The sequence below is a fragment of the Rhizocola hellebori genome (assembly GCF_016862955.1).
GTDB classification, from domain to species: Bacteria; Actinomycetota; Actinomycetes; order Mycobacteriales; family Micromonosporaceae; genus Rhizocola; species Rhizocola hellebori.
In genome coordinates, this window is record NZ_BONY01000001.1 from 379,845 (window position 1) to 406,451 (window position 26,607).

Consider the following 26,607-nt stretch of genomic DNA (forward strand, 5'->3'; position numbering starts at 1 on the left):
TCACGGTCAGCTGACGATGAGCGTGTCAGTGCCGCTTCCCGCGAGATAGGTGAGGCTGGGGTCGTAGGTCACCGTGCCGTTTGTTTGCACAGTGAAGTAGAAGGTGGCGTTGGCGGTGACGATCCGGTGCCGCCCAGGGGCCAGGGTGAAGGTGTGCGGGGTCCGGCTGGGTAGGACGGACCCGATCGCGGTGAGCTCGAAGGTCGGGGCCGATTGCCTCGTTGCGTCGATGGTTATCAAGTAGCCGTGGGCCACCAGCGTGTCGCCGTTGGCGGACAGGAACGCCAAGCCGGAGCTGACGGTGCCGTCTGCCCTGACGGTGAAATCATGGATGTTGAGGCTGGCCGTGGTGACTTGGTGGCCTCCAGGGAACACTCTGATTGTCGCTACCGGATCCTTGGGGATGATGCTGCTGATTCCGCCCACGCCAAATTTGCTATAGGTCAGCTCGCGCATGTCGACATGGATTGTCAGGCCGTGCCCTACCACGGTGTTGGATCCGCTGACGGTCAGGAACGGCTCTGATTGGGTGGTGGTGACTGAGCCGTCGGGGTGGACGGTGTAGTCGAGAGTGGTCGTGAAGCCGGTGACCTGGTGTCGTCCAGGAAAGACGGAGATGGTCTTTATGCTGCTGGTCGGGATGATGCTGCTGTATCCAGGCACGCCGAAGTAGGCGTAGGACAGCTGACGCATGTCCAGGTTGACGCGATGGCCGCGTACGGTCAGGGTAGCCGTGCCTCGACCATCCAAATAGGACGCATCTTCGTCATATTGAATTGTACCGGCGGTGGTCACGCTGAAGGCGAAGGTCTTGCCACCGACCGAAAGCTGGTAGGCGGCAGGCGCAAGCGACATGGCCTGGGGCTGGCGGGAGCTGAGCGCGTTGGCCACTCCGCTGAGGGTGAACGACGAGGACATGGTGAGGTCGGTCAAGTCGATCCCGATGGGAAAAGTCCCCGCCGGCGGCGTAGTGGTTGGGCAGCAGGTCGACCCGGTGGTGGATGGAGAAGGCCCCGGCGCGGCGGCAACAGCTTGGGTGGAGGCGATAGGGTCAGCCGAAGGCGAAGCTGAAGACTGGGGCGAATTTGTTGCTGTGGTGGTGGTGCTGGCACTGGCCGACGGTGCCGCCTGATAGGTGACGACTGGGCCGTTGCCGATTAGCACGAAAGCCGAGACTACTGCCAGCAGAAGGACGCCCCCGCCGCGGGCCGCCTGCCCGAGCGCCGGGCTGTGCTGGAGGACGGTGACTGGCGCCGTGGGGATTCCCGGTCTGATGGTGAGGGCCTTGTGCCACAGCGGCGGCGCAGCCGTCGAAGCGACGGCCGGGGTGGCAAGGCGAGCCATGGCGGCCGCTGACAGCGCTTCACTCGGACCTTTTCCGCCACCGGAACGTCCCCCGGTAAGGATTCTCTCGAACCAGCCGAACATCTCCTCGCGAAGCTGGCGCGGGCGTGAGCGGTGAGGTCCCAGCTGCGTGACCCAAAAGCCTGTCCCGATGCCGGGAAGCAGATGGCGTATAGGCGCCAGTGGCCAATGCTTGCGGAATCGGCCTCGCATACCGACCGAGCGGGAAGTGTCGGGAGCCGCAGCCGCGGTCTGCAGCCGCTGCAGGTTCTCGGATTCGTTGCGAAGGCGCTTGAGAGATATGGGATAGTCGCCGGCCGCCTGATGGTAAAGGTCGACGGCGCTGGCCTGAGCCTCGTAGGCGTTCTGGAACTGATGAGCGTCGACAAAGCACAGCGCCAGGTTCGCCAGGCCGTCCGCCATTTCCACCATTTCGGCCGGGGAGACGGGCTCTGCGTTGCGCTCATGCTGAATCAGGATCGCCTGCTGCGCAGCCGCAACCGCGTCGTCGTGGCGATGGGCTGTGAGCAGAGCGTAGGAAAGGTTGCCGTATGCCGCGGCGAGGTCGCGCCGCAGGTGCGGGTGCGTCACCGCCGCGCGCTCATAAAGCGTCACTGCTTCGCGGGCGCTGTCGACCGCGCCCGCCCGTGATGCCTCAATCAGCAAAAGCGCTTTGACGGTAAGGCAGGCCGCAAGGTCCACGCCGTCGGCGGCTTCCGCTGGCTCGCGGCGGTGAGCGGCCAGTGCCTCTTCGATGGCGGCTAGGCCGTCGACTGGTCTTCTGCCCGCGGCCGCGCATATCGCCAGCGTCTGCAGCGCGTTCGCGAAGTGTGACCGGTACCCGTCAAAATCTAATGTGGACAGAGCTCGAAAGGTTTCCGCCGCGCTACCCGCCAGCCGGATGGCGAGGCTCACCGACTCGCTGCCGCCCGGCTGATCGAGTTGGTGGGTGGCCAGACAGGCCGCCAGACGCAGCCGCGCCGAGGCCGTGCCTAAACGATAGACGAGAGGCTGCTGCGTGCTCAGCTCGTTCATCAACTCGATCGCGGTCGCCGCCGACTCGATCGCTTCGCCGATGCGCCCGCTGGCCCGCAGGGCGTCGGACAGGTTTCCCCATGCCAGCGCCAGCCGATAGGTGTAGTCGGCGCTGGTGGCGGCCTGGCGGGTGATGGCCTCGATGACCTCGCGGGCGTCCCCGATCGCCTCCTGCGCTTGACCCGCGTCGATCTGGCATGCGCACAGGTTCACCAGCGCAGCCACCAGAGCGGGAAGATGAAGTCTTTCGTCCATATCGGACAGACGCCGACGGATCTGCGCCGCCCGCGTGAACGCCGCGATCGCTTCTTCCATCTGACGGTGTTCGGTCAGCCTGCTGCCCAGGTTGTTCCATGCCGAGGCGTGTGTCGCGGCCTCACCAGGATCCCAATCGCCAGATTCGCTTATGCCGCACGGAACGTGTACGAGCAGACCGGTCGCCTGCCGGGCGGCCGTCAATGCCTCGCCGTGGTGACCCGCCTCGGACAGCCGCCGGCTGAGGGTGATGAGGTCATCTATATAGGCCTTGCCCGGACTGTCGGATGGCACAGCGAGTCGTCTCGACACCTGCACGGCCACCTGTCTGAGGCGGGGCAACAGCTGGTCGGCCAGAAGCTGGTCAACGGCCCTGACCACGTGCAGCTCGGTGGCCGGGTCGCGAATGGCTTCCAGCATCAAGGCCGTGAAGCGCTCGTGGTGGTCGGCGGCTACCAGCGCGGGAAGGTAGGTGGCAGGGCTCATGCGCACCAGGGCCGCCACCGCATGGCCGAGCCGTCTCGCACCCAGTTGGTGCACGGTGTCGGCGGTGGGTGCGGACAGCGCGCGCAGAAGCGTCGCGATGACATGACCGGCCTGCGCGGCGCTGCTGCCGCGGGTGAGGTTGGTGATATGGACGGCCCAATCTTCATCGCTGCGCTTATCCATCGCCCCCTTCAGAAGGTGCAGATCGCAGAGCCGATCCGGCTTGGGCGCTTGCCAGATCGACACGTCGCCTGGGTACATGCCCGCCAGCGTGCGGACCAGAGCGTCGACCGTCGCTGCGGGAACGTCCGCCAGCTGCGGCAGGGCGGCCATCGCGCGAGCGGCCTCACGGCTGTGCTGAAACGGGAGCAGGCACACGACATCGAGGAGCCGCATCGGCTCCGGTCCGAGATCGATGTCGCCTGCCGCCGCGGCGAGAGCCAGCCTCAGCTGGCGGTGCTCGTGGGCTTCCAGCAAGTGCTCAATCGGGTCCATGGCGCGCGTCGCCGTGGTCGGCTCGATCTGGTCAAGCACACTGATGAGTGCGTCGGCGTAAAGGTCCAATGTGGTCTGGAAAGGTCCCGGAGGCTCCCGCGGTAACGCGAGCTCGTTGGCGAGCAAGCCTTCAGCGATAGCTTTAGCGGCAAACGATTCGGCCGCAGCACGCCACAGGAGTCCCGTCCTCTGGTCAAGCGACTGACCCGACGCGGTCAGCGACTCGGGCAGCGAGGCAAGCCAACGAACCTGGGGATCGACCAGTCCAAGTCCGCTCCTGTGCCTGGTCACCAATTCGCTCCACCAACGGCCGGTCTGACGCGCCAGGAGCAGCAGCCGCACCGGCGACACCTCACGGTCCACACCTGCCACGACGTCAAGCAACGCGGCCGCAAGCTCGGCGTTCGCGTCGGCGTAGTCGACCACAAGCAGCGCACCCTGCACGTCGGGCAGCGTGGCCGAGTGTGCCGCCGCCGCGAGCAGCCGCTCGCCTTCGGTTGACCTCACCACACCCGCCAGCCATCCTCTGTCGCGAAGACGCTGGCAAAGCTGCAAAGCGAGCACGGTCTTGCCCTGACCGCCCGGCCCGCAGACGAGCTGGGCGGCTGCCGCCGGACCGTTGACACACCAACCGAAAAGCTCGTCGGTTTCGGGCCGCTCGACCACATCGAACACCATTGCGGCCGGATCCAGCCATGTGCTCAACCTGTTGGCAGGAGGCGGACTCGCCGGGCCGAACAACCATGCCGCAGCCTCATCACGGTCTGCCGGGGGCACCGTCGGCACCGGCAGGGCCGCGTTGTTGATGCCAAAGATGTTCACCCCACCGCGGATGGTGACATCGCGGTGGAACGCGATCTCCACGGCCTGGAAGAGCTGATCGCTGCCATCATCCATTGCGAATGCCGAACACGTTGGACCCGCCGTTGATCGTCAACTCCCCCATGACTTTGGTGGTCACGCTTTGCGGGGCGCCTGCGGTGGTCGCGCCCGCCCGGTCAGGTGCGCCCTCCGGCACGACCAGACTCAGGCGATGAGTGTCAGTGCCCGGCAGCCACAGCCAGGCCTTCTCATCGAACTCTTTCTCGGTGACCTGGACCGCGCGGAACCACTCTGGCTCGACATCGGACAATCGGCTGCCGATCCAATCACGAAAAACCACCTGCGACACAATGACCGCCAGCACAGCGTCGTCAGCCAATTCCAGCGCCCTTTTGACGACAGCGCTGTTGACGAGGCGGCTCACCCCCACCACGGCCTGACCCGAATATCCGTTGGCGGCCGGCTGCACCGGCCCATCGTCGATGGCGAGCCGGAGCCTGATCCGGTCCCGGTGGTCGCGTGAAGCGTTGAGGTTGCGCAACATAATGTCCAGCTGTTGGCTGAACGCTCCAGCCACTCGAGGCAGCATTTCCTTCGCGGGTACCAGACACAGCTCCTCGTCGCCCTTGGCCTGACGCAACCAGCAGGTGCGATCCAGGCCCGCGGCTTCGGCCGCTGCCTCCAGCGAAGCGAGCAGCTCCTGCTGAATACGCGCCTGCCGCGGATCGTCGTTGCGGCCGTAGCCGACCACATCGACCGCAAGACACAGGTACCGATCCACGCTGGCTGGATCGACCATTGCCACCCCTTCCCCTGGCCGTCCACCTTGCCCGAAAGCAAGACTTGCCATTCCGTACAGTTACGGGATCCGCAAAAGCATTAGCTGTTTCCCGTGTCGGCCCTGCGCCACAGCTCCTCCGGGTCGCTTACCACGATGCGGCGGTAGCCGCGGTGCAGGATCTTGTCTCGGGCCAAGGCCCGCAACGTCTTTTCCACCGTTGCCAGCCCGACGCCGGCCAGCGAGGCGATCTCGCTTTGTGTCAATGGCACCGCGAGTTGCAGACCCTCCGCGGCCGGTCGACCGTACATGTCGCTCAATGCCACCAAAACTCGGCACACGCGCGAGGCAGCGTCGGTGGCGGCGAAGTCAATTCGCCTTTGATTGGCCCAGCGCAACCGATCCGCCAGCAGGCATGCCAGCGCGAACGACACCTCCGCCTGGCTGCACAAAAACGCGCGCAGGTCAGCGGCAGAAATCGCATGCGCCATGGTCGCCGAGCACGTCGTCACCGAGGCCGAACGTCCCGCGGCAGAAAGCACTCCCATCTCCCCGACCAGATCACCGCCCGCCCGGATGGCCAGCAGCGGTTCATGTCCGCTGTCGTTACCATGAACCTTCACCAGACCATCGATCAAAAGAAATGCGTGCCCGGACGGCTCACCCAGCCGCATCATGCAACGGCCGGCCGGAAACCGCGCCTTCGTCCCCAACGACAGCATCGCCGCCCGCGCCGGCTCAGCCAGCCGACCGAGCAAACTCACCGCGGGCCAAGTGACCGCCACATCATCAATATATCGCGATAGCTGATCCGCCAAAGTCGCCGATCGGACGAGACCTGTCAGCCAGAAAACGGGGCAGTGACGAACAAAAACGTCAGTATCACCACCGCGACGATGGTGAGCAGCACCGATCCCTGCAGCATCCGGTACTTCCTCCAGTTGATGCGGCTCAGCGAGACCAGCTGATGAGCCGTCATCACCTGCCTCTCCTGCGCGGTGAGGCTGCGGAGCTGCCCGGCCAGCGCCTGCGGCTCCCACAGCCGCAGGTGCCCAAAGAAAATCATATGATTCCGGTACTGGGCCACGTGTCTACGGGCCGAGCCGAGCATCGGCATAATGACCAACGCCGCCAGACAGGTCGCCACAAGAAGCAGGCCAACCCCGACCACCCCCACCTTGGCCGGCCACGGCGACCTCGACTGAAGCAGGCGTTCATATCCGCTGAGCGACAAAACAAGCGCGCCGCCCTGCAACGTCAACAGCACCGAGGCCTTCAGATCGGCCCTGTTGGCCCAAGACTCCATCAGCGCGTGAGTCATCGACGCAAGCTCCAGCCGACCCACCGGCTGCTGCCCACCACCGCTCGACCGCCGCCGCCCCAGATACCGCACCACACCCATAACCACCGTCCACCGTCCGCGTCCGACAACCCACCCACAAGAATCGACCTCATGGCTGAGCAAACCCCGTCAGCCGACGGATTGTGAACCCCACCACCGCCTCGACGAGATCTGGCCGAGTTAGTCAAGCCCCCGGCCGGAGGAGTTCATACATCGACGGGAGTCACCAGAATGTGACGGGTGGGCGACCTGCTGGAGGCATACCGGCTGTGGTGGCACGGGCCGCAAGATCCCCACCATCATCTGTGGTGGTGGGATCTCTACGCATGGGGCCGCGCGGGCAAAGTGGCCCAGGGCGTAGCCGCAGTGACGATCATTCTTGATCTCCTAGGCGCAAAGCGGCTCAAAGGTGCGGGCAAGTGGGCGAAACAGCTTCGGCCCTCTGTCGGCCAGGTGCTTTATGGCCTTGCCAATCGGAGCCCAGTGGCAGTGCTGCTTGTGGTCTCGGGGCTGGTGGCCCCGCCGGTGGTCCTGTATTACCTCATATTCCACGTCCTCAGATCTCCGGCCATCGAATCTCCTTGGTTGTGGCCCATCGTCGGTATTTTGTGGTTGCTGGGGATGTGGCTACTCCTGAGCGACAGGCAGGAATGGCGACAGATAGCCGACGAGGAAGCCGATCGACTCGGCCGTCCGCGGTGGCTCAACCGCGTCGGGCTGTTGTTGCTCGCTGTCGCCATGGCGCCTGTGGCCGGGGCGGTTCTCGCTGTGGACTTCACGCTGCTCGTACTGCCTTGGATTGTCGTGTATGCCGCGGTGGTCGTCATACTCAAATGTCTCGGCTGGCTAATGGACCGGGCGGAGCCAGCAAGACTGTTGAGGGTTCTGGCCGCCATACTGTTCTTCCTCGGCCTGCACTTTGACATCCTGGCGTCCTAATCTCCGCTATGGCGTTGGCTATCCGCGCTCAGGCAGCGACGGGATCAGCCCGCAGGATGGATGAGCCAGCGCGATGCCGGTTTCGCCATAGGCCGCAAGTTGAGGCCAACCTGCCTACGCCCTCGCAGTCACCTCCCGCATCTACGACGACACCGGCCAGCAAATTACCGAGGTGCCCGCCCACTATCCAGCCCATCGCCAGATTCAAAGTCCGCTGGCCCTGAGGCCTCGGCTGATGAAGCGCCACAACTGTCCGTCAGTTCAGGCCCGCGGCTGCCATATAGCAGATGGAAAGGCGTCAGATTGACGTGATTTTTTTTAAAGTGCGTGGTGCCAGTGGCAGCGCAACCCACGCGACAAGACCGGCCGCGATAGTCATGATAGCCAGCCATACCAGGCCAGATAGCGATTGTGTGGACGCAGGAACCTCGCTGGCGGCGGCAAGCGAGGCCAGCAACGCGACGATCAGACGACGCGTGTCCACAACGACATTGTTCCACCACCTGTCGAGATACGACACAGGCCGCTGTCCTCACCGCGTTGCTCTCGCACCTACCGCTGACGACACGGTGAAGTCATCAGGTCGCACCTTTCGAAGATGCGCGTACCGCTCGTGAAATATGTCGATCGCCTCCTTCAACCCGCAGCTCCGGACCTCCCGTATCTCCTGCATCGCGTCAAGGATGCGGCCTTGAACGATGAAGTCGTCGACCTGCCTCCACGAACTCACGCGAGCCATCTTGCCCTAGCGCGCCAGTAACCAAGGGCGACGCCTTTCGTGTCAACAAGGTCAAGCTGCATCGGAACACGATGTCCGACTCCGCTTGATGCGTTACGAAATGGCTCCGGATGATGCGTAACTCTTCGCCGAGTGTTGGTGGAGTTGAACGTGACCGAGCGTTATCGAGCGGTTTTGCAGGTTCAGGCGGGGGTCACCGTTGAAGCAGCCGACCGCACCTTCCGCGTCTACGACAACGACCCGTTACGCACTGAGGTGCCGGCCACCACCGCCAGGCCTATCTCCCGATTGAAAGTCCGCAAACCCGAACCACCACGCCAGAAATCCCGACCGAACTGAGCCAGAAGCACGACGACGGACACTGTCACTTGACGACGTGGAAGTCAGGGTGAGCGATCCAGGCAGTCATCGCCGCTGCGTCCAAGTAGACGGCGTCGTCGACGCGAACGCAGCGACCGGCGCTGGCCAGATAGTGGAGCAGCTCTGCCGAAGGCGCAGCGCGGAAATCGATGAACACCCAGCCGTCGGCCCGCCGTGCCACTCGCTCGGCAATGCGGGCCAGGGCAGGTCGGCCGCCCAGGTCGCTGACGAAGATGTGCAACACGATGTCACAGCACATGACCGTGCCGGCCGCCTCTGCGACGAACTGCAGCTCCTCGACACTAATCTCGAAGTCTGGCGACTGAATGTCGTATCCGTAGGGCAGGCCATCGGCAGACTGCCAGTAGCCTGGGTCGGGCTCGTACCGGACCAGGCCCTCGCTGGCCATCTCCTCCAGCACGATCGGCGCGACATAGCCTGCGGTACACGGACTCAGCACGCTCAACGCCGTTCCACCCATGACGAAGAGTACACAGCATCCCAGCAAGCTGAGGCCACACAACTCAGCGCGCCCTGCCGCTGGCCTTGAGCGTCACCATTGCGTGGACAACCCGATCAAGAGTGACGCACCCCACGTCCCGATAAAGATCCGTCACCGGGATCCTGAGACTCCACAAGAAACCGACGGATTTGTGCAGCTGACCCGGATCGCCGCCCGAAGGGAGTTCCATGGACATAGACGAGAGCCTTCGTCGTTATGGACTGCACCCGTCCTCAGCTGATCTGCCCCGCATACGCGACATATTGCAAGCCCAAGCCGATCTTGGGCAGGATGACCAGGACAGAGAGCTCATGAACCTGTGTTGCCTGCAGCTGTTCAACGCTGGACAACTGAGCGACGTACTTGTCATCTGGCTGGCCAAGGAATCGAGCTGGGACGCCCACTGCTCAATCGACGTCCAACTGCTCTGCGGAGCAGGACTCTCCGCCACCAAGGCGCACCTGGAGGCCGCTGGGGGTGAGGATGCTGCAGAAGCGCTGCGCTACCTGCTCGAGTGCGAGGCTGCCGGCGACTTCGACAACTTCTCTATAGGCGAACAAGCCCGCTGGAGGGCCAACTACTACCTCAGCTGAATCGAGTCCCCGAGTCATCAGCCGACCGATTCGCCTGATGCCATGCCAGCCGACCGCAGCCATTTCGTTGGCCGCGGCAGCCGCGGTGAGGCCTTCTTCCAGCCCCCCATCGGCGCGGTTCGGCGTCCGGTCCGGAACTGGGGCTGGCTCACGATTTTCGATCGTCCTGCTCGCCCTGGGGCGTCTGGTGGGGGTGGTGGAATTTGACCCGGACGGCGTGGGCGTCGGGGTGCTCGAGTTGCTCGAGAATGGCCAGGGCTTGTTGCCAGGTGTCGCGAGCCGTCTGGAGGTTGCCGGTGGTGTGGTGGGTGTCGCCGAGGTGGGTGAGGATGGTCGCTTGGTGGTAGCGGTCGCCGAGGTCCCGGTAAAGGTCGAGGGCGTGCTGGTAGCAGGTGATGGCCTGGTCGTGGTGGCCGAGGTGGTGGTGGGCGTAGCCGAGGCTGTCCCAGACGGCGGCCTGCCCGTGGCGGTCGTCGAGTTCCTGGTGCAGGGGCAGGGCCTGCTGGCAGTGGGTGAGGGTCTGCTGGTGGTCGCCGAGCAGGGCGTGGTACCAGCCGATGTTGTTGAGGGCGTGGGCCTGCCCGCGCCGGTGGCCAGCGGCCCGGAACAGATCGAGGGCCTGCCGCGTGTGGTGCAGGGCGTCGGCGGGGCGGCCGCGCCGCTCCCACACCTGGCCGAGGTTGAGATGGGTATGGCCCTGCCCGGCCAGGTCTCCGGCTTGGGCGGTCAGGTCGAGGGCGTGGTGCTGCTGGGTGTGGGCGTCGTCGAGGCGGCCCAGCCGGATGTAGGAGGCTGCCAGACGGCGGTGGGCGCGGGCTTGTGCGGCGGGGTCGGCCAGACGCCCTGCGGCGGCCACCGCCGCCTGCCCGGCGGCGACCTGGTCGTGCCAGTGCCCCCGCCGGCCGAGGAAGTCGTCGAGGGTCCAAGCCAGCTGCCAAGTGTGGGTGTCGAACCCGATGACGACGGCGTGATCGACAGCGGCCAGTAGCACCGGACGCTCATCGGTGAACCATTCCACGGCCTGCTGGTAGTCGGTGGGGTGTTCCGGGATTACGCCGAGCTGGGGCGGGGTGAGCGTGATCGGGTCGCGGGCCGGTTGCAGCAGCCGGACGGCAGTGTGGGCGGTGTGCAGGTAGTGGTCCAGCAACCGGTGCGTAGCGGCGTGGCGCTGCTGGTCGAGGTCGAGGCGGTGGGCCTGTTCGGCGGCGTAGGCACGTAGCAAGTCGTGGAAGGTGTAACGGCCCGAGACGCTCTCGACGAGCAGGCTCGCCCGGGTCAGCTCACCCAGCAGCGCCCGCGCCTCGGGCAGCGGAACGGCGGCGAGGCTGGCCGCCGCCGCCGCGGAGGTATCCGGGCCGGGGTGCAGGCCCAGCAGCCGAAACAACCGCGCCGCCGCCGGGGTCAGGGCCTCGTAGGACCAGGACAACACCGCCCTTACGTCAGTGGCCGGGTCATCGGTGCTCAGTGTGTCGAGCCGCCCGCCGCTGCTGTTGTCGTGTAATCCATCGGCCAGGGCGTGCAGGGGCAGGTGGGATTGGTTGGCGGCGCGGGCGGCCACGATGGCCAACGCTAGGGGCAGCCGCGCACACGCGGTGATGATCTGCTCGACCGCGCCGGGCTCGGCGGCGACCCGGGCGGGGCCTAGACGGCGGGTCAGCAGCTGGCGCGTCTCGTCCCGAGTGAACAGGTCCAAGGTGATCGGATGGGCGCCGTCAGCGGCGACGAGCCCGGAAAGCTGATTGCGGCTGGTCACCAGGACCAGGCAAGTCGCCGCTCCGGGTAGCAGCGGGCGCACCTGGACGCTGTCGCGGGCGTTGTCCAACACGATCAGCATCCGCCGCCCTGCCAATTCACTGCGGTATAGGGCGGCCTGCGCATCCAGATCCTGCGGGATCCGCTGGGGTGGCACCTGCAGGGCGTCCAGGAACCGGCGCACCGCCTCGGCCGGGTCCATCACCGACCCTGCCGGGTCGAACCCGCGTAGGTTCACAAACAGCTGCCCGTCCGGGAACTCCTCGGCCACCTGATGCGCCCAGTACACCGCCAACGCTGTTTTGCCTACCCCGGCCGTACCGCCGATCGCCGAAATCATCACCGCGGCGCCCGCCACTGGCTGATTTTTCTGATCACGCAGCAGGCCGGTCAGCCAGGCCACTTCGCCAGCCCGGCCAGCGAAAAGGGGTACCGCCGCAGGCAACTGCCGCGGCACCACCCGCGCGGCCGCGCCCACCGACTCCCCGCCGCCGACGATGTCCACAGCACTGGGCACGTGCCGCGCCGCGGCCTCAGCCGACGCAGGTATCCTGAGCTGGCGGTACAACGCCCACGAGCCCAGCATCGCCGCGACCGCCAAGGCAGGCACCGCCACGGGCAGTTCATCTTGGAGCAGCCCCGCCGCCCCCGCCACAAACGTCGCCAAGCCGGTCGACGCCACCACGAACACCTCCGGCCGCAACCCACCCCCGCGGCGATGTGGACCCACGGCGGCCTCCAGAATGTCGTGACAGCTTGCCCCACACAGTGTCCAGCCCTTCACCGCGTCCAGCCAGGCCATCCGCCTACAACCAGCCGACAGGTACCTCCGCGGTTGCGGGGTCGCGTGCTGTTCAATCGATCTCGCACCTATGCCGACTCGGCTATGTCGATCTCGGCCTCTCAACTAGATGCCTCAATCGGACGCGCATTCACTTGATATCACAAGGGAACGGTGACCGGTGCGCGGCCATCGTCGCTGCGCGCCGACCTCTTTTCCGGTGCTGTCTTTGAAGGAACGGACAGCCCTGCTGGCCACTCACCGCAGCAGGCAAGGTCTCCTACCTCATCAGCCTTCCGTCCCGCGCTCGTGGCGCAAACAACAACATCGCCAGAACCGAGTGACGTTTCAGGCCTTCTCCGCAGGTGTTTCCGGGCGGCTTCAGCGCACGATGCCAGCGTTGTGGGCAGAGGCGAGACAGGCTCGCCTCAGGCTAACAACGGAAAGAGGCAACATGAATCGTGTAAGGATGACGGGGCGGTTTCTGCTGGCGGTTGCCGCCGGCACCGCCCTGTTGTTCGCTACGGCGAGCACGGCGTCGGCTGCCACAGCTGTCCAGTCCGGCGGCGTTGCTCCGGCGGCGGTCGGCGCGAACCTTACCGGCGCGACAATCACGTTCTTCACGCTAGACGAAAACAAGGACGACAACACGTTCGTCCGGGTCCAGGTACGGGACGAAAACGGTGCGCTCGCCTCCACGACCAGTGGGTTCTTCGGCGAGTTCAAGGACGGCACGACCCGTGGACCGCTTCCGATGACGGTGCGGTCGGGCATCAAGTGGGAAACGCTGACTTTCAACAGCGTCACCATCAGCATCGTCCCGGACGGAAACGACACGTGGAGGTTCGGGTTCGAGGTCGACTTGTTCTTCTCCGACGGGTCCGTCGAGCCTGAGTTCATCGACTTCGTGTCACTCAGCCAAAACCACAGAAGCGAAGCATTCGAGTTCGTGTTCTGAGCCGGGACCTGAGAAAGTCCGTGGCCGCCCGCATCGACCAGCGGGCGGCCACGGCCGTGAAATGGCAGCGTTAGCCGCGGAAGAGCGCGTGAGCGGTCCTGACGGTTCCCTGGATCCAGCCGACAGTCCACATGGTCCCCGTTTGCTTATCGACGCCGGCAGAAGCCAGTGCCAGCGCGGACGCCGGGTGATCTGATGAGGTTGTTACCGGCGGCGGCGGCACACTGCGATCTACGGTGAATCCTGTGCCGTCCCAGTGCTCGATGTGGTCCAGCACTGCCGAGGGCGGCCCTGATTGGCCGAAAACCCATACATCCGTGGGGGAAAGCGCTAGTACCGCGGTCAGCGTGACCCCGGCCGAAGCGATCTCCGGCCGCCATCCGCCCTCGGTCAGGTGCAGCACACGTGACGTACACAGCAAAATGCAATTCGTACCGACCGCCCACACATCCGTTGCCGAGTTTGCCGCCACGTCGCTGAGGGCCACGGTGGCGATGTCGGCCGGAATGGGCACCTGACTCCATCGGACGCCGTCCCAGTGCAGGACCAGCGCGGCCGATCGGCCGTTCTGCAGCTGGGCCCCGACGGCCCACGCGTCCGTCGGCGAGACGGCGAATACCGATGCCAGGGAGGAAGGAACGGCTAACGGCGGCGCCAGCGACTGTTGCCATTGGCCGGCTGTCCGGCGCAGGATCAATGGCCGGGAGTTGCCGGTGCCGACAGCCCAGCCTTCAGCGGCGGTGAGCAGATCGATGTCGGCGAGGTCTCCGGTCAGCCCGGCCGGGCCGGGTTGCTCGGTCCACGCGACGCCGTCGTAATGCACCAGCAGGGGCGCTATCTTCACTGCGGCATTGGGGGATTCGATGTCGCCGACCGCCCATATGTCATCGGGCCCGACGGCATCGACGGCGTTCAGACCGGCAACGCTGGTCTCGTCTGTGGGGTCTGGAGTCGGTTCCAAGCTCCACCTGCTGCCGTTCCAGTGGACTGCCAGTGTGCGCCTCATGTCCGTGGTCCATGCACCGACTACCCAGACGTCGTCCGGCGCGACGACGGTCACGCCGGTCAGCACGACTTCTGCGGCCTCGCTGAAGGTAGGTGGTGGCGCCACCACCCAGGCAGACGGCCCGGCGGAGGTGGAACCGGCGAACAGAACCACTGCGGCTGATGCTGTTGCGGTGAGAATTCGAGTCACGATTACTCCTATTGTCGAGGACCGTTCAATCCTGCCCAGCAGTCCACGACCGGCGCCCGCCGTAACGCACGAGGATTCTCGGTCGGCATTACCCAGATTTCTGCGAGCTCCTGATGCGGTCGGCGAAGGTGATCAGCGCGGTGCGTTCCGCGGCGCCGGTCTTCGCCAGCAGGCTGGCCACATGCTTTTCCACGGTGCGCGGGGACAGGAACAGGCGCCGTGCGATCTCGAGGTTGGTCAGCCGGTCGGCGACGCAACGGAGCACCTCGTGCTCCCGTACCGAGATGCCGTGCGCCAAGGCGAGTGGCGGTAAGTCACCGTGCCCCCGGCGGTGCTGCGGCACCGGCGTTCCGGCCTGGCGCAGCAGTTCCCGGCAGGCCCGGGCGATCGGCGGGATGGTGGTGTGGAAGTAGCCCTCCGCGGTCCGTAGCCAAGCGCTCGGCTCCCCCCAATGATGTTCGAGCGCATGTGGTGCCACCAGACGCAAACCGAGATGCCGAGCCGTCGGGTACGCCTGCGACTCGTGAAGGAAGCGTTCCACGGCGGCTGTGTCCGCATCGATGACGGCACCCGCCAGCAGAATGAACAGGTTGTTCCATCCTGCCTGGGCTTGAACGGAGCCTGCCATCTTGGCGTGCTCGGCCCGGCCGGATTGTCCATTCAGGACAGACAGCAAAAGATGCGGGCCCTGTATGAAAGACAGGTACGAAGTGGGCTGCCGCGCCTCTCGAGCCGCGGCGGCATCGAGCTCGGCAACGGCTGCGGCCCGATCCTCGTGCAGGAGGTGGCCGATCGCCAGGCCAAAGCCGTGTACCGCGGAAGCGAAATCGTCGTCCTCACCGCCCAGACCCTGGAAGATCGCCATCAACCGTAGTGCCTCGGCACGGTGACCGCGATGAGCCTCCGCCATGATGCGTTCACCCAGCGCGACGCGCTGCATGCTGGTGAGGCGAAGCCGGGCCGCGGTCTCCTCCACGCTGCGAGCGGCGGCGGCCGCCTCCGTGAACTCGCCCCGGCAGATCTGCGCCACCGCGGTTTCGAGGCGGATAGACAGCGCGGTGGCGACCGCGCCCGCGCTCTCGGCCGCAGTGAGCGCGTCGGCCAGCCGACCGGTGTCTCCATGGCGAATCGCATCGTCGGCACCCAGGTTGTACAGCAGCCTGATCCGCCAGTTGACCAATCCGTGGGCCTCCGCGATCGCCAGGCCCCGCTGGTACAGAGCGTCGGCCTCGGCGAGGTCACGTAGCCGGGCGACCCCGCCAAGCGATTTCAGCGCACGGCACATGACCTCGGGCATGTTCGCCGCCTCTGCGCCGATGAGAGCCCGTTCGGCGAGGACGGTCGCCTTCGCGTACCGGTCCGCGGTCGGGTTGCCGAAGGCGAGCTCCGCCTCGACAGCGTCCAGTGCCGGATCGGGCCGCGACCCCAGCAATGTCCGGGCGCATGCCACCTCGCCGAGTCCACGCTGCCAATGCCCGGACGCCTCGGCCACCCTGGCCATCCGTATATGCATCGCGGCCCGCGACTCAGGCGTCGCCGAAAGCCACGGCTGGCCGCTAATCGCATCTGCGTCGGCGACACGGCCGGCGTTCGCGTAGGCGTCAACCAGTTCCACGGCAAGCGACGTCGCCAAGCCGTCGGCATCGGCGCCCGACGCCATCGATAGGGCCTGCTCCAGCAGGGCTGTCCCGGTCGAAAGCGCTCCATGTGCGACGGCCTGGCATCCCGCGACGCCGAGCAGCTGCGCCGCTCGTCGAGGCTCACCCGCCGTGGCCCACAGCCGGCCGGCAACTCTTTCCCAGCCAGGGAACCCGTCGTCCGCAGCGGCTTGTAGGGCCTGAGCCGCCCGCGCAGCCAGCATCGTGCGCTCGATCGACAGCAAACGGGCGACAATTGCTTCGGCCGTCAGGGCATGGCGAAACCCGTACCAGAGCGGGCTGTCTTGAGCCTCGACGAGCTGCGCATCGACCGCCGCGCGCAGGCTCCGCACCAATGTGTCCTCGTCAACGCCGGCCGCTGTGGCGGCGCTCCGCACCGGGAACCGGCGGCCGAACATGGCTGCTGCACGCAGAACTGTGACCGTATCGGGATCAAGCCGTTCTACCCGGCTGGTGAGCGTCGCCGCCAGGCTCATTGGCATCGGCGCCATCGCCGAGCCGCGCATCGTCCACCTTGCTCCATCGTGTACCAGAACACCGTCGTCGACCAATCCGACAAGCAGCTCCTCGATGTGCAGGGGCACGCCGTCGGCCGCTTCCGTAACCCGTTCGAGGACGGGTGGTGGCACCTGCTCCGCCGCCACGCCAAGGCAGGCACCCGCAAGCTGCCGCACCGCGTCGTCGTCAAGACCGGCAAGCTCGATCACGTCGGCGATGCGCCTGAGGTGTGCGGCGCGTACCAAATCGATCGCTGCACCAGGCGTGGTACGCGTGGTGCCGATCAGCAGCAGCGAATTCCCGGCCAGATTATCGATCAGATAGTCCACGATCGCGAGCGTGTCCGCATCAGCCTCGTGGAGATCTTCGAGCACAAGCAGGCACCCACCGCGCCTGCCAAGGAAGATCAGCAACCGCAGGACCGCCTCGGCAAGCACGACAAGGGAATCGTCGAATTCAGCCGTCGCGTGGATCCGCAGCTCCGGCAGGAGACGTGCCAGCGCCGGCAGGTATGGGCGCAGCTGCGGATCGTCAACCGGCCCGGATCGCCGCAGCGTCGACATCAGTGCCTCGTTCAACGGCCGGAACTGGATGTCAGCAGACGTGGCGCGGCCGCGCAGCACTGTCATGCCACGCGCTGCCGCGAACCGCTCGGCCTCGGCTGCGAGCCGGGACTTGCCGATGCCCGCTTCTCCGACAATGAAAACCGCCATGTCCGCCGCAGCAACCGAGGCCCGCAACGCGGCCAGCTCGCTGCCGCGGCCGAACAGGTCGCACTCGCCCAGGCGCACCCGCAATCCGGCAGGTGCCGGGGGCAGCGCGGTCTGCAAGCCGGTTTCCTGGCGCAGCATCGCCGATTCAAGCTCGCGCAGGGCCGGGCTCGGATCGATACCCAAGTCGTCGGCGAGGGTGCGCCGAAGCTGCCGGAACACCTCGAGAGCATCGGCTTGCCTGCCGCTGCGGTAGAGCGCCAACATCAGGTGCGCGTTCAGTTGTTCGTCGAGCGGAGAGTCCTTGACCAGCTGCTCCAGTTGCGGCACGAGTGCCGCGTGCTCGCCGAGCGCGAGCCGCGCTTCGATCAACGCCCGGGATGCCTGAAGCCACAATTGATCCAGATGCACTGCCTGGTCGTCGAGCCAAGCCACCCCGACCACGTCGGCGAGCGGCTGACCGCGCCACAAGCGCAGGGCGTCCTGAAGATATTCCACTCGCCGCGCCGGATCGACCGGCCGAGTCCCCTGCTTGATCAGATCCTCGGCGAGCTCGACGTCGACGGACCGCGGATCGAGCTGGAGAAGGTAGCCGCCCTGCCGAGCGACGATCGCGTTGCGATCGCCAAGATTGTCACGCAGGTACGAGACATGGCGCTGCAGCGTGTTTACGTTGGTGGACAGCCGTTGTGGCCCCCACACCACGTCCATGAGCGTCTCAGCGCTGATCACCTCACCGCGCCGTAACGCTAGCGCCGCAAGTAAAGCCCTGCGGCGCAAGCCTTGCACTGGCCTGGCTACCCCGTCGATCACTACGTCAACCGGACCTAGTAGCCGTATCAGCACCTCTCACCCCCGCGGACGCCTCCGGCTCCACGCTACCGATGAGTGGTCGTTCCTCATGCCGACAAGTCGGACACGCGACCGTGGTACCACGACTTATCAGTGTTTCGGCAGAACAGATAGCTTATCGACAGAGCCACATAATTGACTCAATTCATTGTGGCCTTGCTCACCTAGTCCAACCGATTCCCGTCGGTGTCGCGAGTGGAGTGCCTGTCGTCGTGGCGGTGGTCACGCTGTGGCCCTCTTCTCCTGCCTCGCCGCTCGCCCGTGAAGTTGGCTCGTCGCAGACCCCAGCCGTCTAGTTGCAGTCAACGGCGCCCTCCACCAAGGCGGCGACCTACGGCGTGGGGAACAACCTCTGCCCTGCGATCGATTTCGCGCCTGCGTCCCACCTGCGCTGGGCAGACGCTCGCGGTGTCAGCTGACGCAGAACTCGTTGCCTTCCGGGTCTTGCATGACGACGAAATACTGCTGGTCGCCCGGCTCGTCATAGGTGTTGCGGCTCAGCACAGTGGCGCCCGCCTCGACCAGGTCGGCGACCTTCCGCTCGACGATGTCGATGCACTGCTGCAGCGAAAGGGCACGATCACGTCCGGTGGGATACAGATCGAGGTGCAGCCGGTTCTTGCCTACCTTCGACTCGGGAACCTGCTGGAAGAAGATCGGCGGGCGCAGCCCTTCCGGGTCGAAGAGCCGGTTGCCGAAAGCGGCGGCGTCGCCGAGCCGGGCACGGTAGAGCGCATTCCAGGTGGTGTCGGGCTGGGCCGGAGGCACCGGCACATAACCCAGGGCACGAGCCCAGAACGCCACCATCCGTGCTGGGTCGTGCACATCGAAGGCCAGCTGCCAGAACATCATGATCCCGACACTAGCCCTGCCGTGCGACAAGCAACCCGGTGAGCCGTCCATCGCCAGCCGCGATGCCAATCAATTGAGCAGAGCCGCGGCGGCGGATAGGAACTGATGGGCACCACTAGAAGAAGCTGAGTTAGATTGGCGACCCGACAGAACGAACCCGAATACGGCACCACAGACAGTGAGCTGGAACCCACCAGATGGACGAACCCGTGGGTGTCGGATACGAGGCGGGTAAGGCCGAAGGGGAACCTGCCCGGCTGGGCAGGTTTCCCAATCGGTGTGTATCAGGGCTGGCCGATGGCGAGCTGGAACATCGCCTTGTATTCCTGGAAGCCTGTGACTGTCGGGTGGAAACTTTCTGGCCGCGGGTTTAGCTGTGGATCCAGTTTGACCGCGTGTATCCACGGGTCGAATGTGTCGCAATGGCCATGCCCGGCAAAGGGAGCTGGATCCACGTAGGTGACTGGAATTTGCTGGGCCTGCGCCTGCGTTACGGCCGCGTTGATGATGTAGTTGAGCGCGTCGGCCTTGGCGTTGAGCCATTGTGCGTCGGCGTGGTCCACCCACGCGGTGATCGGGCCGATCGTAGCCACCACGCATTTGTAGCCGCTTGGCGTTTCGGCCTGCTCGTAGCCGTCAGTGAGGGTGCCGAAGAGGCGCGGATATCCGGCAATGTAGATGTGTGCATCAGGTGCGCGGCTGTGGATGTCCGCGAAGATGCTGGTCAGTGGATGGATGGGTCGTTCCGTGGACTCTGAGGTTGTTTGCCAGGCGAGCGCGGCGATCCGCTCGTCCACCTCGAGGCCGAGTTCGTAGGCGCATCCAGAGTTGTCCTCACCCAGGGTGCGGCTAATGCAGCTTTCGAGCACCTGTTTGAAGCCGACGTCGTTGCCGCCGATGGTCATGGTGACGATCTCGGTGTCGGAGGTGATTCGGTCGAGCTGCGCTGGTTCGTGGGGGTTGTCTGGATTGGCGACGTAGAGGTCGTCGGTCACGGCGCCGCTGCACGCGCCGAAGGTGAAGCCGCCCAGGTTCACCGCGTCGGCCAGGAGCGGGCCGTACGCCTGAGGCGAACGATGGCACTTGCTGGGCAGCTCGGCGCTGTCGGAGTCGGGATGGTAGATGAATGTCCCCTCACCTGAGGAGTAAGAGTCGCCCAGCGCCACATAGCGTGCCGGTTCGGATTGTATGGGCGTGCGCGTGGATACGTACACGTCATAGAAACCTCCGGTTTCACCGGGTGCGATGCTGTCGGGGCCGGAGAACGTGGCCGTCTCGGCATCGCCTGCTACCGCGAAGTCCCAGATATGGCCTGAAACAATCGGTTCGAGGGTTTGGGCGCCGGTGTCGTAACGCCAGTACTGGCTACCGGCGTTGTTGGGGGCGCAGGCCTGGAAGATGAATCGGGTGGCGTCGTCGCTGACCCAGGTTTCAGGGGATGGCTGATAGCACCACACTGGCCCGGCGGGGATGGCCACGTGGGAGTATTCGTCGGTTTGCAGGTCGTGCAGGCTGATGCCGTCGCTGCCAGCGCGTGCGACATACCTGCCGTTCGGACTGGCATGAAATCCCCACGACAGCGGGCCCAACAAGGTGGTCTCGCCCGCAGCGATGTCGCGTCTGAAGAGGCGGTAGCCTGACCCGTTCGAATTGGGCTCGGGCAAGTTCGGTGAGTCGCTGTAAAAGTAGGCATGCTGACCATCTGCCGACAGCCACCCGGTGTACGAGTACCAACTGGACAGACCGCCAGCGTTGTTGAGCCCTACCAATGTGTATTGGCCGCTCTGCCGGTCATAGCGGGCTGCCTGAAAGTAGTTGTTGTACGGCCCGCCGGTGATTTCGCTGGGGAACTGTACTGAGAAAAGCAGATAGCGTCCTTCATGGCTCATGAAGGTGGGACTGGGGTAGATGCCCAATGCCGCCTGCCCGTCCGGCCGCGGCAAATACGTGATCTGACGGGTTACCCGATCGACAATGGCTTGACGGCGGGAGCCGTACCGGTCGGACTCGGCGAAGGAGATCGTGCTGCCGTCTGGGCTGATTGACGGATAGTAATACCATGTCTGCGGTGCCGCGATCGGCAGCGCGGTGGCGGTGCCAGACAGTGCGTCGGCGATCACCACTTTCTGGCGGTAGCCGTCGCCGTACTCGGGTGCATCGCTGATGAACACGGTCCACCGGCCATCGGCGCTGGCTGCCGCGGAGGTGGCGTTGCCTGAAGCGCCTGTGCCGTTGGGGCTGAGGCTGACCCGCAGCGGTGAACTACTGACCTGTGCCACGGCAGGCACCACTGCGCAGACAACAGTAAGGAACTCGACGGCCAGTATGGCTGTGGTTAGAGCGCCCGTTCTGGTATTTGTTTTCATGGCCTGAGCATGGGATCTGTGGATGGTTCAGCGGCAGACACCTCTTTGGGGGTCATGTGAGTGATCAATCGGTCCGGCGCACACCGCTCGAATACACGGCGGCCAGGATCTGCGTGTGGCTGAGGGCGGGCGAGGTTGTCGTCTGCGCTCCGGTGGCACTGATGACTGCCGTCGCACCGGTGAACCAGACCCGGCTGATCACCGCGGTTGTTCTGTTCGCTGGCTGGGTGGGCTGCTATTCATGGCTGGTGCTGCGGCGCGGGCTCACGACGCTGGCGGTGGGTGGGGACGTCGCTGTGACGGTCTTGCTCTGCCTGGCCCAGAAGACGCTGGTGCCACTGCAGATCGTGGACGACGGCTCGGGCTGGGTGTCGGTGGTGGCGTCGCTTTGTGTGGTCAGCCTTCCCGTCGCGCGCAAGCCGCTGTTCGCCGTCCCGGCCGGCCTGACCGTGGTGGCCGCATTCGGCGCGGGCTTCTGGCTCGCCGGCCAGCCGATGAGCAAACACGCCACGCTGATGGTGTTCCAGCTTGCCGCCGCCGTCACCGTCATGATTTTCGTGAGGCGTGCGGCCGGGCACGCCGACAAGGCCTTCGCCGACATGCAGACCGCCGAACGGCAAGCCGCGGTGGAAGCGGCGCGGCGCTTGGACGCCCGGAGGCAGCTGCGGCAGGTCCACGACACCGCGCTGACCACGCTGACTCTGGTCAGTGCGGGTGCCGTAAACGCAGGCACCCCGTCGCTTGTGCGGCAGGCGAGCGCAGATCTGTCTGCTATGGAAGAAATCTCGTCGGCACAGCATCCCGATGACTGGACCGAGACCCGGCTCGACCTGGCCCTGCGGCGAGTTGCGGCCGGCGTCCCGGCAAGCCTCACCACACACGTGGACCTGGCCGCGTGCGCCGCCCCCAACTGGGTCTGCGACGAGCTCGCTGCCGCGGTTGCCGAGCTGATCCGCAATGTGGCGCAGCACGCCAAGACCACGGAAGTGTGGCTGCGTCTGGCTCGGCAGGGGGCCGTTGTGACCGTGACCGTGGCCGACCGCGGCGTCGGTTTCGATGCACAGCACGTGCCTGCGCAACGCCACGGCACACGAGAGTCGGTTTCAGGGCGCATGCGTGAGATCGGCGGCCAGGCCGACCTGCGATCCGCGCCCGGGCAGGGCACCACCTGGACGCTGACATGGCCACAGTAACCGCTGCCGCTTTGGCAAGGGCCCAGCGCTATGCGCGGGGCCCGCTGATCGGTGCAATCGTCGTGGCAGGCGCCTGGCATGTCGGCAACGATCTGCTGGGCATCGCAACCGGCTGGCACACCTACCGGGCGGCGTGGGTGGCGCTGGCGGCCTGGTGGCTGTTCACGATCACCGGAACGTTCGCCTCTGTCCAGCTTCTGCGCGCGGCACCGATGTCGGCTTTGGTGCCTATAGCGGGGACGATGGTTCTGCTGGCAGCAGTGGCCGCGAACGCGGTCGCCATTTCGCCTCAGCAGAACTTCGCTCTGGCCCACTGGGGGTGGGCATCGTTCGCGTGGTTCGCCATGCTGCTTTGGTGGCGCCATCCCCTCCGCTGGCTGGGGGCGGCCATGCTGGCCAATATCGCGGTCACCTTCGCCGCCCTGGTGATTACCCGGGATTTAAGCCGCATCGACGTCGCTCGAATCATTATGGTGTTCTATGGCGCGGGCGCCATTCAGCTCGGGGTCGCCGCTGGCGGCAAAGCGCTCGAAAACACAGCCCGCCGAGCCTCCCAGATTTCGTCTGCTGAGATGGTTTTGGCGACCAATCGCGAAGCGGCGCAGCGGATTCACACCGACCGTAGGCGCCGCTACCGGGACATCGGTCATGATGTGCGCCAACTGCTGGCAGGCCTGGCCGCAAGCACCCTTGACCCAGGCGCAGAACATGTCCAGCAGCGGTGCGGCGTGCAGGCCGCCAGACTGCGCCGTCTCCTGGCCGAACACGACGACAGCCCAAGCCCACTGCTGCATGAGTTGCGGGCCTGTGCCACCAACGCCGAACGTAACGGAGTGGCGGTGACTCTCGAAGCCGTTGGCGTGGAACCCGATCTGCCGGTGAAGGTGCGGCGCGCCCTATGCGAAGTGCCGATCCACCTGCTTGCCGCCACCCGGACACAGGCCAGATTAACTGTCGTGTGTACGCAGGAACCGATCCAGGTCGACATCAGCGTAGTTGCTGACGCAGGTGCGCTGCCGCAGGCTATGCCAGCGCCCGCGGAAATCGAAATGTTCGCCAGTAGAGAGGAGGAATTGTTGTGGGTACGAACCCGCTGGGCGCCGAGGAGCTCGTGACCGTTGCCGTCGTGGATGACCACCAAGTCGTACTCGACGGCATTCGCGCGTGGATTCACCAAGACCAGCCAGCCCGCATCCACGTGCTCGCAGACGGCGGACAGATCGACTCAGTGCTGGCGGGGCCTGGCGGCCGGGCCGACGTTCTGATCCTCGACTTGGGCCTTTTCGGTGGATCGGTGGCGGACAGGGTCGCCGAGCTGGCCGAGCGGCATCGGGTCGTGGTCTTCTCGGCGGAGCGATCCGACGAGACCATCCGTGCAGTCCTCGCAGCAGGTGCCGTTGCCTATCTGACCAAGGACGAGGGCAAGGAACACTTCATCGGCACCGTGCTCGCCGCCGCCGAGGACCGGGCCTACGTCACACCATCGGTGGCGCGTGCCATGCTCGGCGATACGAGCCCGCACCGGCCGCGACTGTCCGATCAGGAACGCCGCGCTTTGCTGCTGTGGTTCCAGCTTCCAAAGAAACAAGCGGTGGCAACGCAGATGGGCATCAGCGTGGAAACAGTAGACCAGTACATAGGGCGTGCCCGCGCCAAGTACCTTGATTCCGGGCGGCAGGCCGGGAACAAGGCCGCCATGGTGGCCCGTGCGATCGAGGACGGATTGATACGGCCCGAAGATGTCCGATGAGATTAAAAGCACCCAAACGGATTTCATTGGCCCTATAGTCCGCCATAAAGGAAGCTCAGACAGTTCAGTTCATTGCCGCAGCGTCACCTATCGCGGCAGCGTGAGGAGACGTTTGCTCGGGCGCCCTCGGACCGACCCGTGTTCGGGTGTAGATCAGGGTCGGCGGGTGGCGTCCTGGGCGGTCTGTTCGAAGGCGCGGATCAGGGGCGATTCGGTGGCTGTCTGCCAGATCGGTGCATATTGGAGGGTGTGCGTGTCCGAGATGGGCACGTAGGTGATGCCGGGCCGGGGGTGTGACGTGATCGCGTGCTGTCCGACGAGTGCAGCGATTTCGCCGCCGGCGATCGCGGTGAGCGCCTCTTCGAGGGTGGCTACGATCTGCCCGCGGTGGATCGGCTGGCCGGTCGGTGTGGTGCGGGGTGTGTGCGCCTCCGTCCAGTAGTCCGGGACCGGGTTCTCTGTCACTGGGACGGTCAGCCCGGCGAGGTCTTCGATCTCGGCCGTGTCCCTGACTGCCAGTGGGTGCGTGGAGGCCACGGCGAGCACGAGCGGCTCGGTGTAGACGACGGCCCCGACCGTGAGATCGGGCTCGCGTACCGGGAGCCAGAGCAGTGCGATGTCGACGTGGCCGGTGCGCAGCGGTCCGAACGGATCGTTGAAGGTGATCTCCCGCATGCGCAGCTCGCACTGTGGATACCGCTGCCGGAACAGGTCGATGACCGGCGCGATCTTTTCACGGTGATTGACGAATGTGCCCAGCGAGAGGGTGCCGGCCGGGCCGCGTGCGGTCGCGGCTGCGGTGTCGATGCCGTTGCGGATGAGTTGGTACGCGGTTTTCAGATCGGCGTGGAGTTGCTGGCCGATCGGGGTTAGCGCCACGTGGTGTGGTGAGCGGTCGAACAGCGGCGCGCCAACGCGGCGCTCCTGCTTCTTGATCGCCTGGCTGACCCGGGCCGGGGTTACCCGCAGCCGCTGGGCGGTACGCCCGAAATGCAGCTCCTCGGCCAGTGTCAGGAAGATCTCGATGTCGCGCAATTCCATGGCCGCCACCACCTCTACGTTTAGCTTCAGGTTAACGCACCTTGCCAAGATCGGCGTTGCCCGGATGCTGGGACTCACCACATGCTTGACAACTATGAATCTTGAAACCCAAAGCATGAAAGCGCACGTCAGCTCGATCCTCCTGGGCGTCCAAGACCTGGACAGGTCAAAGCAGTTCTACACAGAGGGGCTCGGCTGGAAGATCAAGGACGACTTCGGAGTCTCCGTGTTCTTTGAATCGGATGGAAGCTCTCTTGTCGGCTTCTACGGCCGCGAAGGCCTGGCCGGCCTGGCTGGCACGAGCCCTGCAGGCAGCGGCTTCAGCGGGCTTGTCCTCACCTACGTCGTGCGTAGTGAGGCGCGAGTGGACGAGATCATCGCGGTGGCCGAGAAGGCCGGCGCCACGATCCTCAAGCCCGCCGCCGCCCTGCCGTGGGGCGGGTACGGCGGCTCCTTCGCGGACCCGGACGGCTACATCTGGAGTCTGGGCTACAGCGCCCAGGCAGCGGACCAGCCCTACGCCGAGTAACCGCCGAGGGAAGCTGCCGGCGGAAGATCACCACCTGCGCCAGCGGACCCACAGGCCCCACGCACAGTTCCTGGCCTCACCACTGCGGCGAGGCCAGGAACCCTAGAGTTGGCAAGGTGGAGGGAGTACATCATGAAATTTAGGACCCGCGTTGAGCCTCCGGAGCCCATGAGAGGGCTGGAAATTCCGCAAAAGATTGTGGAGGCGCTCGGTGCAGGCGGACGGCCGCCGGTGACGATCACGATCAACGGGCATTCATGGAAGAGCCGAGTCGCTATCATGCGCGGCCGGCACCTGCTCGGCCTGAGCAACGCCAATCGGCAAGCCGCCGGTGTCGTGACCGGCGACGAGGTTGAGGTCGAGATAGAACTTGATACCGAGCCCCGTGTCGTGATCGAGCCCCCGGACTTCGCCCGTGCTCTGGACGCCGACCCGGTCGCCCGGGCCGCCTACGACCGTCTCGCTTACAGCCACAAGCGCGAGCACGTGAGCGCTATCGAACGCGCGAAGAAGCCCGAAACGCGCACACGGCGGATCGAGAAGGCCATCACCACGCTGCGGGACTGACGACCCACATGTTTCGATCCATCCAATTCGGAGCTACACCGTTAGATCCACAGTCCCCGCCGCCGAACCCGGCTCACCCACCGCCCACCCCCTCGCTCTGCTTGCCTCCTGGCCACCACCAACGACACCCCGGCCGGAACAGACCACAACGCGCGGGCAATAGACACACGTTCCACGTAGTGGTCTGACCAAAAGGGTTGGTGGACAGCGTCTAC

The 26,607-nt window shown here is 65.5% G+C and carries 21 protein-coding genes; 9 read left to right on the forward strand and 12 right to left on the reverse strand.

Translation table 11 applies throughout. The features are described 5' to 3' along the window. Positions 1–6: 6 nt before the first annotated feature. From Rhe02_RS01630 to Rhe02_RS01645, 4 genes are all read right to left on the reverse strand, one after another. On the reverse strand, positions 7–4,512 hold the full coding sequence (locus Rhe02_RS01630) for a tetratricopeptide repeat protein (RefSeq protein ID WP_203906173.1): 4,506 nt from the start codon (positions 4,510–4,512) through the stop codon (positions 7–9). Then, entirely contained in the window at positions 4,505–5,236 is a 732-nt protein-coding gene (locus Rhe02_RS01635; protein WP_203906174.1) for a hypothetical protein, read from the reverse strand. Before Rhe02_RS01635 ends, Rhe02_RS01630 begins: the two co-directional genes overlap by 8 nt. A gap of 80 nt (positions 5,237–5,316) precedes the next feature. After that, entirely contained in the window at positions 5,317–5,937 is a 621-nt protein-coding gene (locus Rhe02_RS01640; RefSeq protein ID WP_275411029.1) for a Crp/Fnr family transcriptional regulator, read from the reverse strand. A 119-nt stretch (positions 5,938–6,056) separates the two neighbouring features. Continuing rightward, positions 6,057–6,536 carry a Pycsar system effector family protein gene (locus Rhe02_RS01645; RefSeq protein WP_203906176.1) on the reverse strand — a complete coding sequence of 160 codons (480 nt, stop codon included), beginning with the start codon at positions 6,534–6,536 and terminating at the stop codon, positions 6,057–6,059. A 261-nt stretch (positions 6,537–6,797) separates the two neighbouring features. Here Rhe02_RS01645 and Rhe02_RS01650 point away from each other — a divergent pair, with 261 nt between their 5' ends. Beyond that, on the forward strand, positions 6,798–7,496 hold the full coding sequence (locus Rhe02_RS01650) for a hypothetical protein (RefSeq protein ID WP_203906177.1): 699 nt from the start codon (positions 6,798–6,800) through the stop codon (positions 7,494–7,496). A gap of 298 nt (positions 7,497–7,794) precedes the next feature. On the opposite strand, the gene Rhe02_RS01655 is transcribed toward Rhe02_RS01650, so the two are convergent. Then, positions 7,795–8,016: a hypothetical protein gene (locus Rhe02_RS01655; RefSeq protein WP_203906178.1), complete on the reverse strand. Its 222-nt coding sequence runs from the start codon at positions 8,014–8,016 to the stop codon at positions 7,795–7,797. Between the two features lie 369 nt (positions 8,017–8,385). Between Rhe02_RS01655 and Rhe02_RS01660 the strand changes: the two genes are divergently transcribed. Beyond that, positions 8,386–8,574: a hypothetical protein gene (locus Rhe02_RS01660; RefSeq protein ID WP_203906179.1), complete on the forward strand. Its 189-nt coding sequence runs from the start codon at positions 8,386–8,388 to the stop codon at positions 8,572–8,574. A gap of 25 nt (positions 8,575–8,599) precedes the next feature. On the opposite strand, the gene Rhe02_RS01665 is transcribed toward Rhe02_RS01660, so the two are convergent. Further along, on the reverse strand, positions 8,600–9,076 hold the full coding sequence (locus Rhe02_RS01665) for a hypothetical protein (protein WP_203906180.1): 477 nt from the start codon (positions 9,074–9,076) through the stop codon (positions 8,600–8,602). Positions 9,077–9,285: 209 nt separating this feature from the next. Between Rhe02_RS01665 and Rhe02_RS01670 the strand changes: the two genes are divergently transcribed. Continuing rightward, a complete protein-coding gene (locus tag Rhe02_RS01670; RefSeq protein ID WP_203906181.1) occupies positions 9,286–9,690 on the forward strand; it encodes a hypothetical protein in 405 nt (134 codons plus the stop codon). 148 nt (positions 9,691–9,838) lie between these two features. Here the strand turns inward: Rhe02_RS01670 and Rhe02_RS01675 are convergent, their stop codons facing one another. Next, positions 9,839–12,244 (reverse strand): ATP-binding protein, encoded by a 2,406-nt coding sequence (locus Rhe02_RS01675; RefSeq protein WP_203906182.1) that lies wholly within the window; start codon positions 12,242–12,244, stop codon positions 9,839–9,841. A 448-nt stretch (positions 12,245–12,692) separates the two neighbouring features. Here Rhe02_RS01675 and Rhe02_RS01680 point away from each other — a divergent pair, with 448 nt between their 5' ends. Beyond that, entirely contained in the window at positions 12,693–13,181 is a 489-nt protein-coding gene (locus tag Rhe02_RS01680; RefSeq protein WP_203906183.1) for a hypothetical protein, read from the forward strand. Between the two features lie 70 nt (positions 13,182–13,251). Here Rhe02_RS01680 and Rhe02_RS01685 read toward each other — a convergent pair whose 3' ends face one another. From Rhe02_RS01685 to Rhe02_RS01700, 4 genes are all read right to left on the reverse strand, one after another. After that, entirely contained in the window at positions 13,252–14,376 is a 1,125-nt protein-coding gene (locus tag Rhe02_RS01685) for a hypothetical protein (protein WP_203906184.1), read from the reverse strand. Between the two features lie 88 nt (positions 14,377–14,464). After that, the gene (locus Rhe02_RS01690; protein ID WP_308441973.1) at positions 14,465–18,088 is read right to left on the reverse strand and encodes an ATP-binding protein; all 3,624 of its coding nucleotides are present in this window, start codon (positions 18,086–18,088) and stop codon (positions 14,465–14,467) included. A gap of 417 nt (positions 18,089–18,505) precedes the next feature. Next, positions 18,506–18,946: a VOC family protein gene (locus Rhe02_RS01695; RefSeq protein ID WP_203906186.1), complete on the reverse strand. Its 441-nt coding sequence runs from the start codon at positions 18,944–18,946 to the stop codon at positions 18,506–18,508. A 284-nt stretch (positions 18,947–19,230) separates the two neighbouring features. Then, a complete protein-coding gene (locus Rhe02_RS01700; protein WP_203906187.1) occupies positions 19,231–21,117 on the reverse strand; it encodes a GDSL-type esterase/lipase family protein in 1,887 nt (628 codons plus the stop codon). A gap of 251 nt (positions 21,118–21,368) precedes the next feature. Here Rhe02_RS01700 and Rhe02_RS01705 point away from each other — a divergent pair, with 251 nt between their 5' ends. The 3 genes from Rhe02_RS01705 (at position 21,369) to Rhe02_RS01715 (ending at position 24,255) form a co-directional block, all read left to right on the forward strand. Then, entirely contained in the window at positions 21,369–22,505 is a 1,137-nt protein-coding gene (locus Rhe02_RS01705) for a sensor histidine kinase (RefSeq protein WP_203906188.1), read from the forward strand. Positions 22,506–22,642: 137 nt separating this feature from the next. Further along, positions 22,643–23,620 carry a hypothetical protein gene (locus Rhe02_RS01710; RefSeq protein ID WP_203906189.1) on the forward strand — a complete coding sequence of 326 codons (978 nt, stop codon included), beginning with the start codon at positions 22,643–22,645 and terminating at the stop codon, positions 23,618–23,620. Then, positions 23,584–24,255: a response regulator transcription factor gene (locus Rhe02_RS01715; RefSeq protein ID WP_239123196.1), complete on the forward strand. Its 672-nt coding sequence runs from the start codon at positions 23,584–23,586 to the stop codon at positions 24,253–24,255. The genes Rhe02_RS01710 and Rhe02_RS01715 overlap by 37 nt, the downstream gene beginning before the upstream one ends. Before the next feature lie 153 nt (positions 24,256–24,408). On the opposite strand, the gene Rhe02_RS01720 is transcribed toward Rhe02_RS01715, so the two are convergent. Next, the gene (locus Rhe02_RS01720; RefSeq protein ID WP_203906190.1) at positions 24,409–25,296 is read right to left on the reverse strand and encodes a LysR family transcriptional regulator; all 888 of its coding nucleotides are present in this window, start codon (positions 25,294–25,296) and stop codon (positions 24,409–24,411) included. A gap of 94 nt (positions 25,297–25,390) precedes the next feature. Between Rhe02_RS01720 and Rhe02_RS01725 the strand changes: the two genes are divergently transcribed. Further along, positions 25,391–25,825: a VOC family protein gene (locus Rhe02_RS01725; protein WP_239123198.1), complete on the forward strand. Its 435-nt coding sequence runs from the start codon at positions 25,391–25,393 to the stop codon at positions 25,823–25,825. A 132-nt stretch (positions 25,826–25,957) separates the two neighbouring features. Next, positions 25,958–26,392, forward strand: coding sequence for a YdeI/OmpD-associated family protein (locus Rhe02_RS01730; protein ID WP_203906191.1), 435 nt, complete (start codon positions 25,958–25,960; stop codon positions 26,390–26,392). Positions 26,393–26,607 lie beyond the last annotated feature (215 nt).

Bases quoted from the DNA above. Each gene is read 5' to 3' on its own strand.
- Rhe02_RS01680 (WP_203906183.1), top strand. From the start codon at position 12,693: ATGACGGGGCGGTTTCTGCTGGCGGTTGCCGCCGGCACCGCCCTGTTG.
- Rhe02_RS01720 (WP_203906190.1), bottom strand. From the start codon at position 25,296: ATGGAATTGCGCGACATCGAGATCTTCCTGACACTGGCCGAGGAGCTG.
- Rhe02_RS01675 (WP_203906182.1), bottom strand. From the start codon at position 12,244: ATGGCCTGGCTGGACGCGGTGAAGGGCTGGACACTGTGTGGGGCAAGC.
- Rhe02_RS01635 (WP_203906174.1), bottom strand. From the start codon at position 5,236: ATGGTCGATCCAGCCAGCGTGGATCGGTACCTGTGTCTTGCGGTCGAT.
- Rhe02_RS01645 (WP_203906176.1), bottom strand. From the start codon at position 6,536: ATGACTCACGCGCTGATGGAGTCTTGGGCCAACAGGGCCGATCTGAAG.
- Rhe02_RS01695 (WP_203906186.1), bottom strand. From the start codon at position 18,946: ATGATGTTCTGGCAGCTGGCCTTCGATGTGCACGACCCAGCACGGATG.
- Rhe02_RS01665 (WP_203906180.1), bottom strand. From the start codon at position 9,076: ATGGGTGGAACGGCGTTGAGCGTGCTGAGTCCGTGTACCGCAGGCTAT.
- Rhe02_RS01670 (WP_203906181.1), top strand. From the start codon at position 9,286: ATGGACATAGACGAGAGCCTTCGTCGTTATGGACTGCACCCGTCCTCA.
- Rhe02_RS01730 (WP_203906191.1), top strand. From the start codon at position 25,958: ATGAAATTTAGGACCCGCGTTGAGCCTCCGGAGCCCATGAGAGGGCTG.
- Rhe02_RS01725 (WP_239123198.1), top strand. From the start codon at position 25,391: ATGAATCTTGAAACCCAAAGCATGAAAGCGCACGTCAGCTCGATCCTC.
- Rhe02_RS01640 (WP_275411029.1), bottom strand. From the start codon at position 5,937: ATGCTGTCGTTGGGGACGAAGGCGCGGTTTCCGGCCGGCCGTTGCATG.
- Rhe02_RS01630 (WP_203906173.1), bottom strand. From the start codon at position 4,512: ATGGATGATGGCAGCGATCAGCTCTTCCAGGCCGTGGAGATCGCGTTC.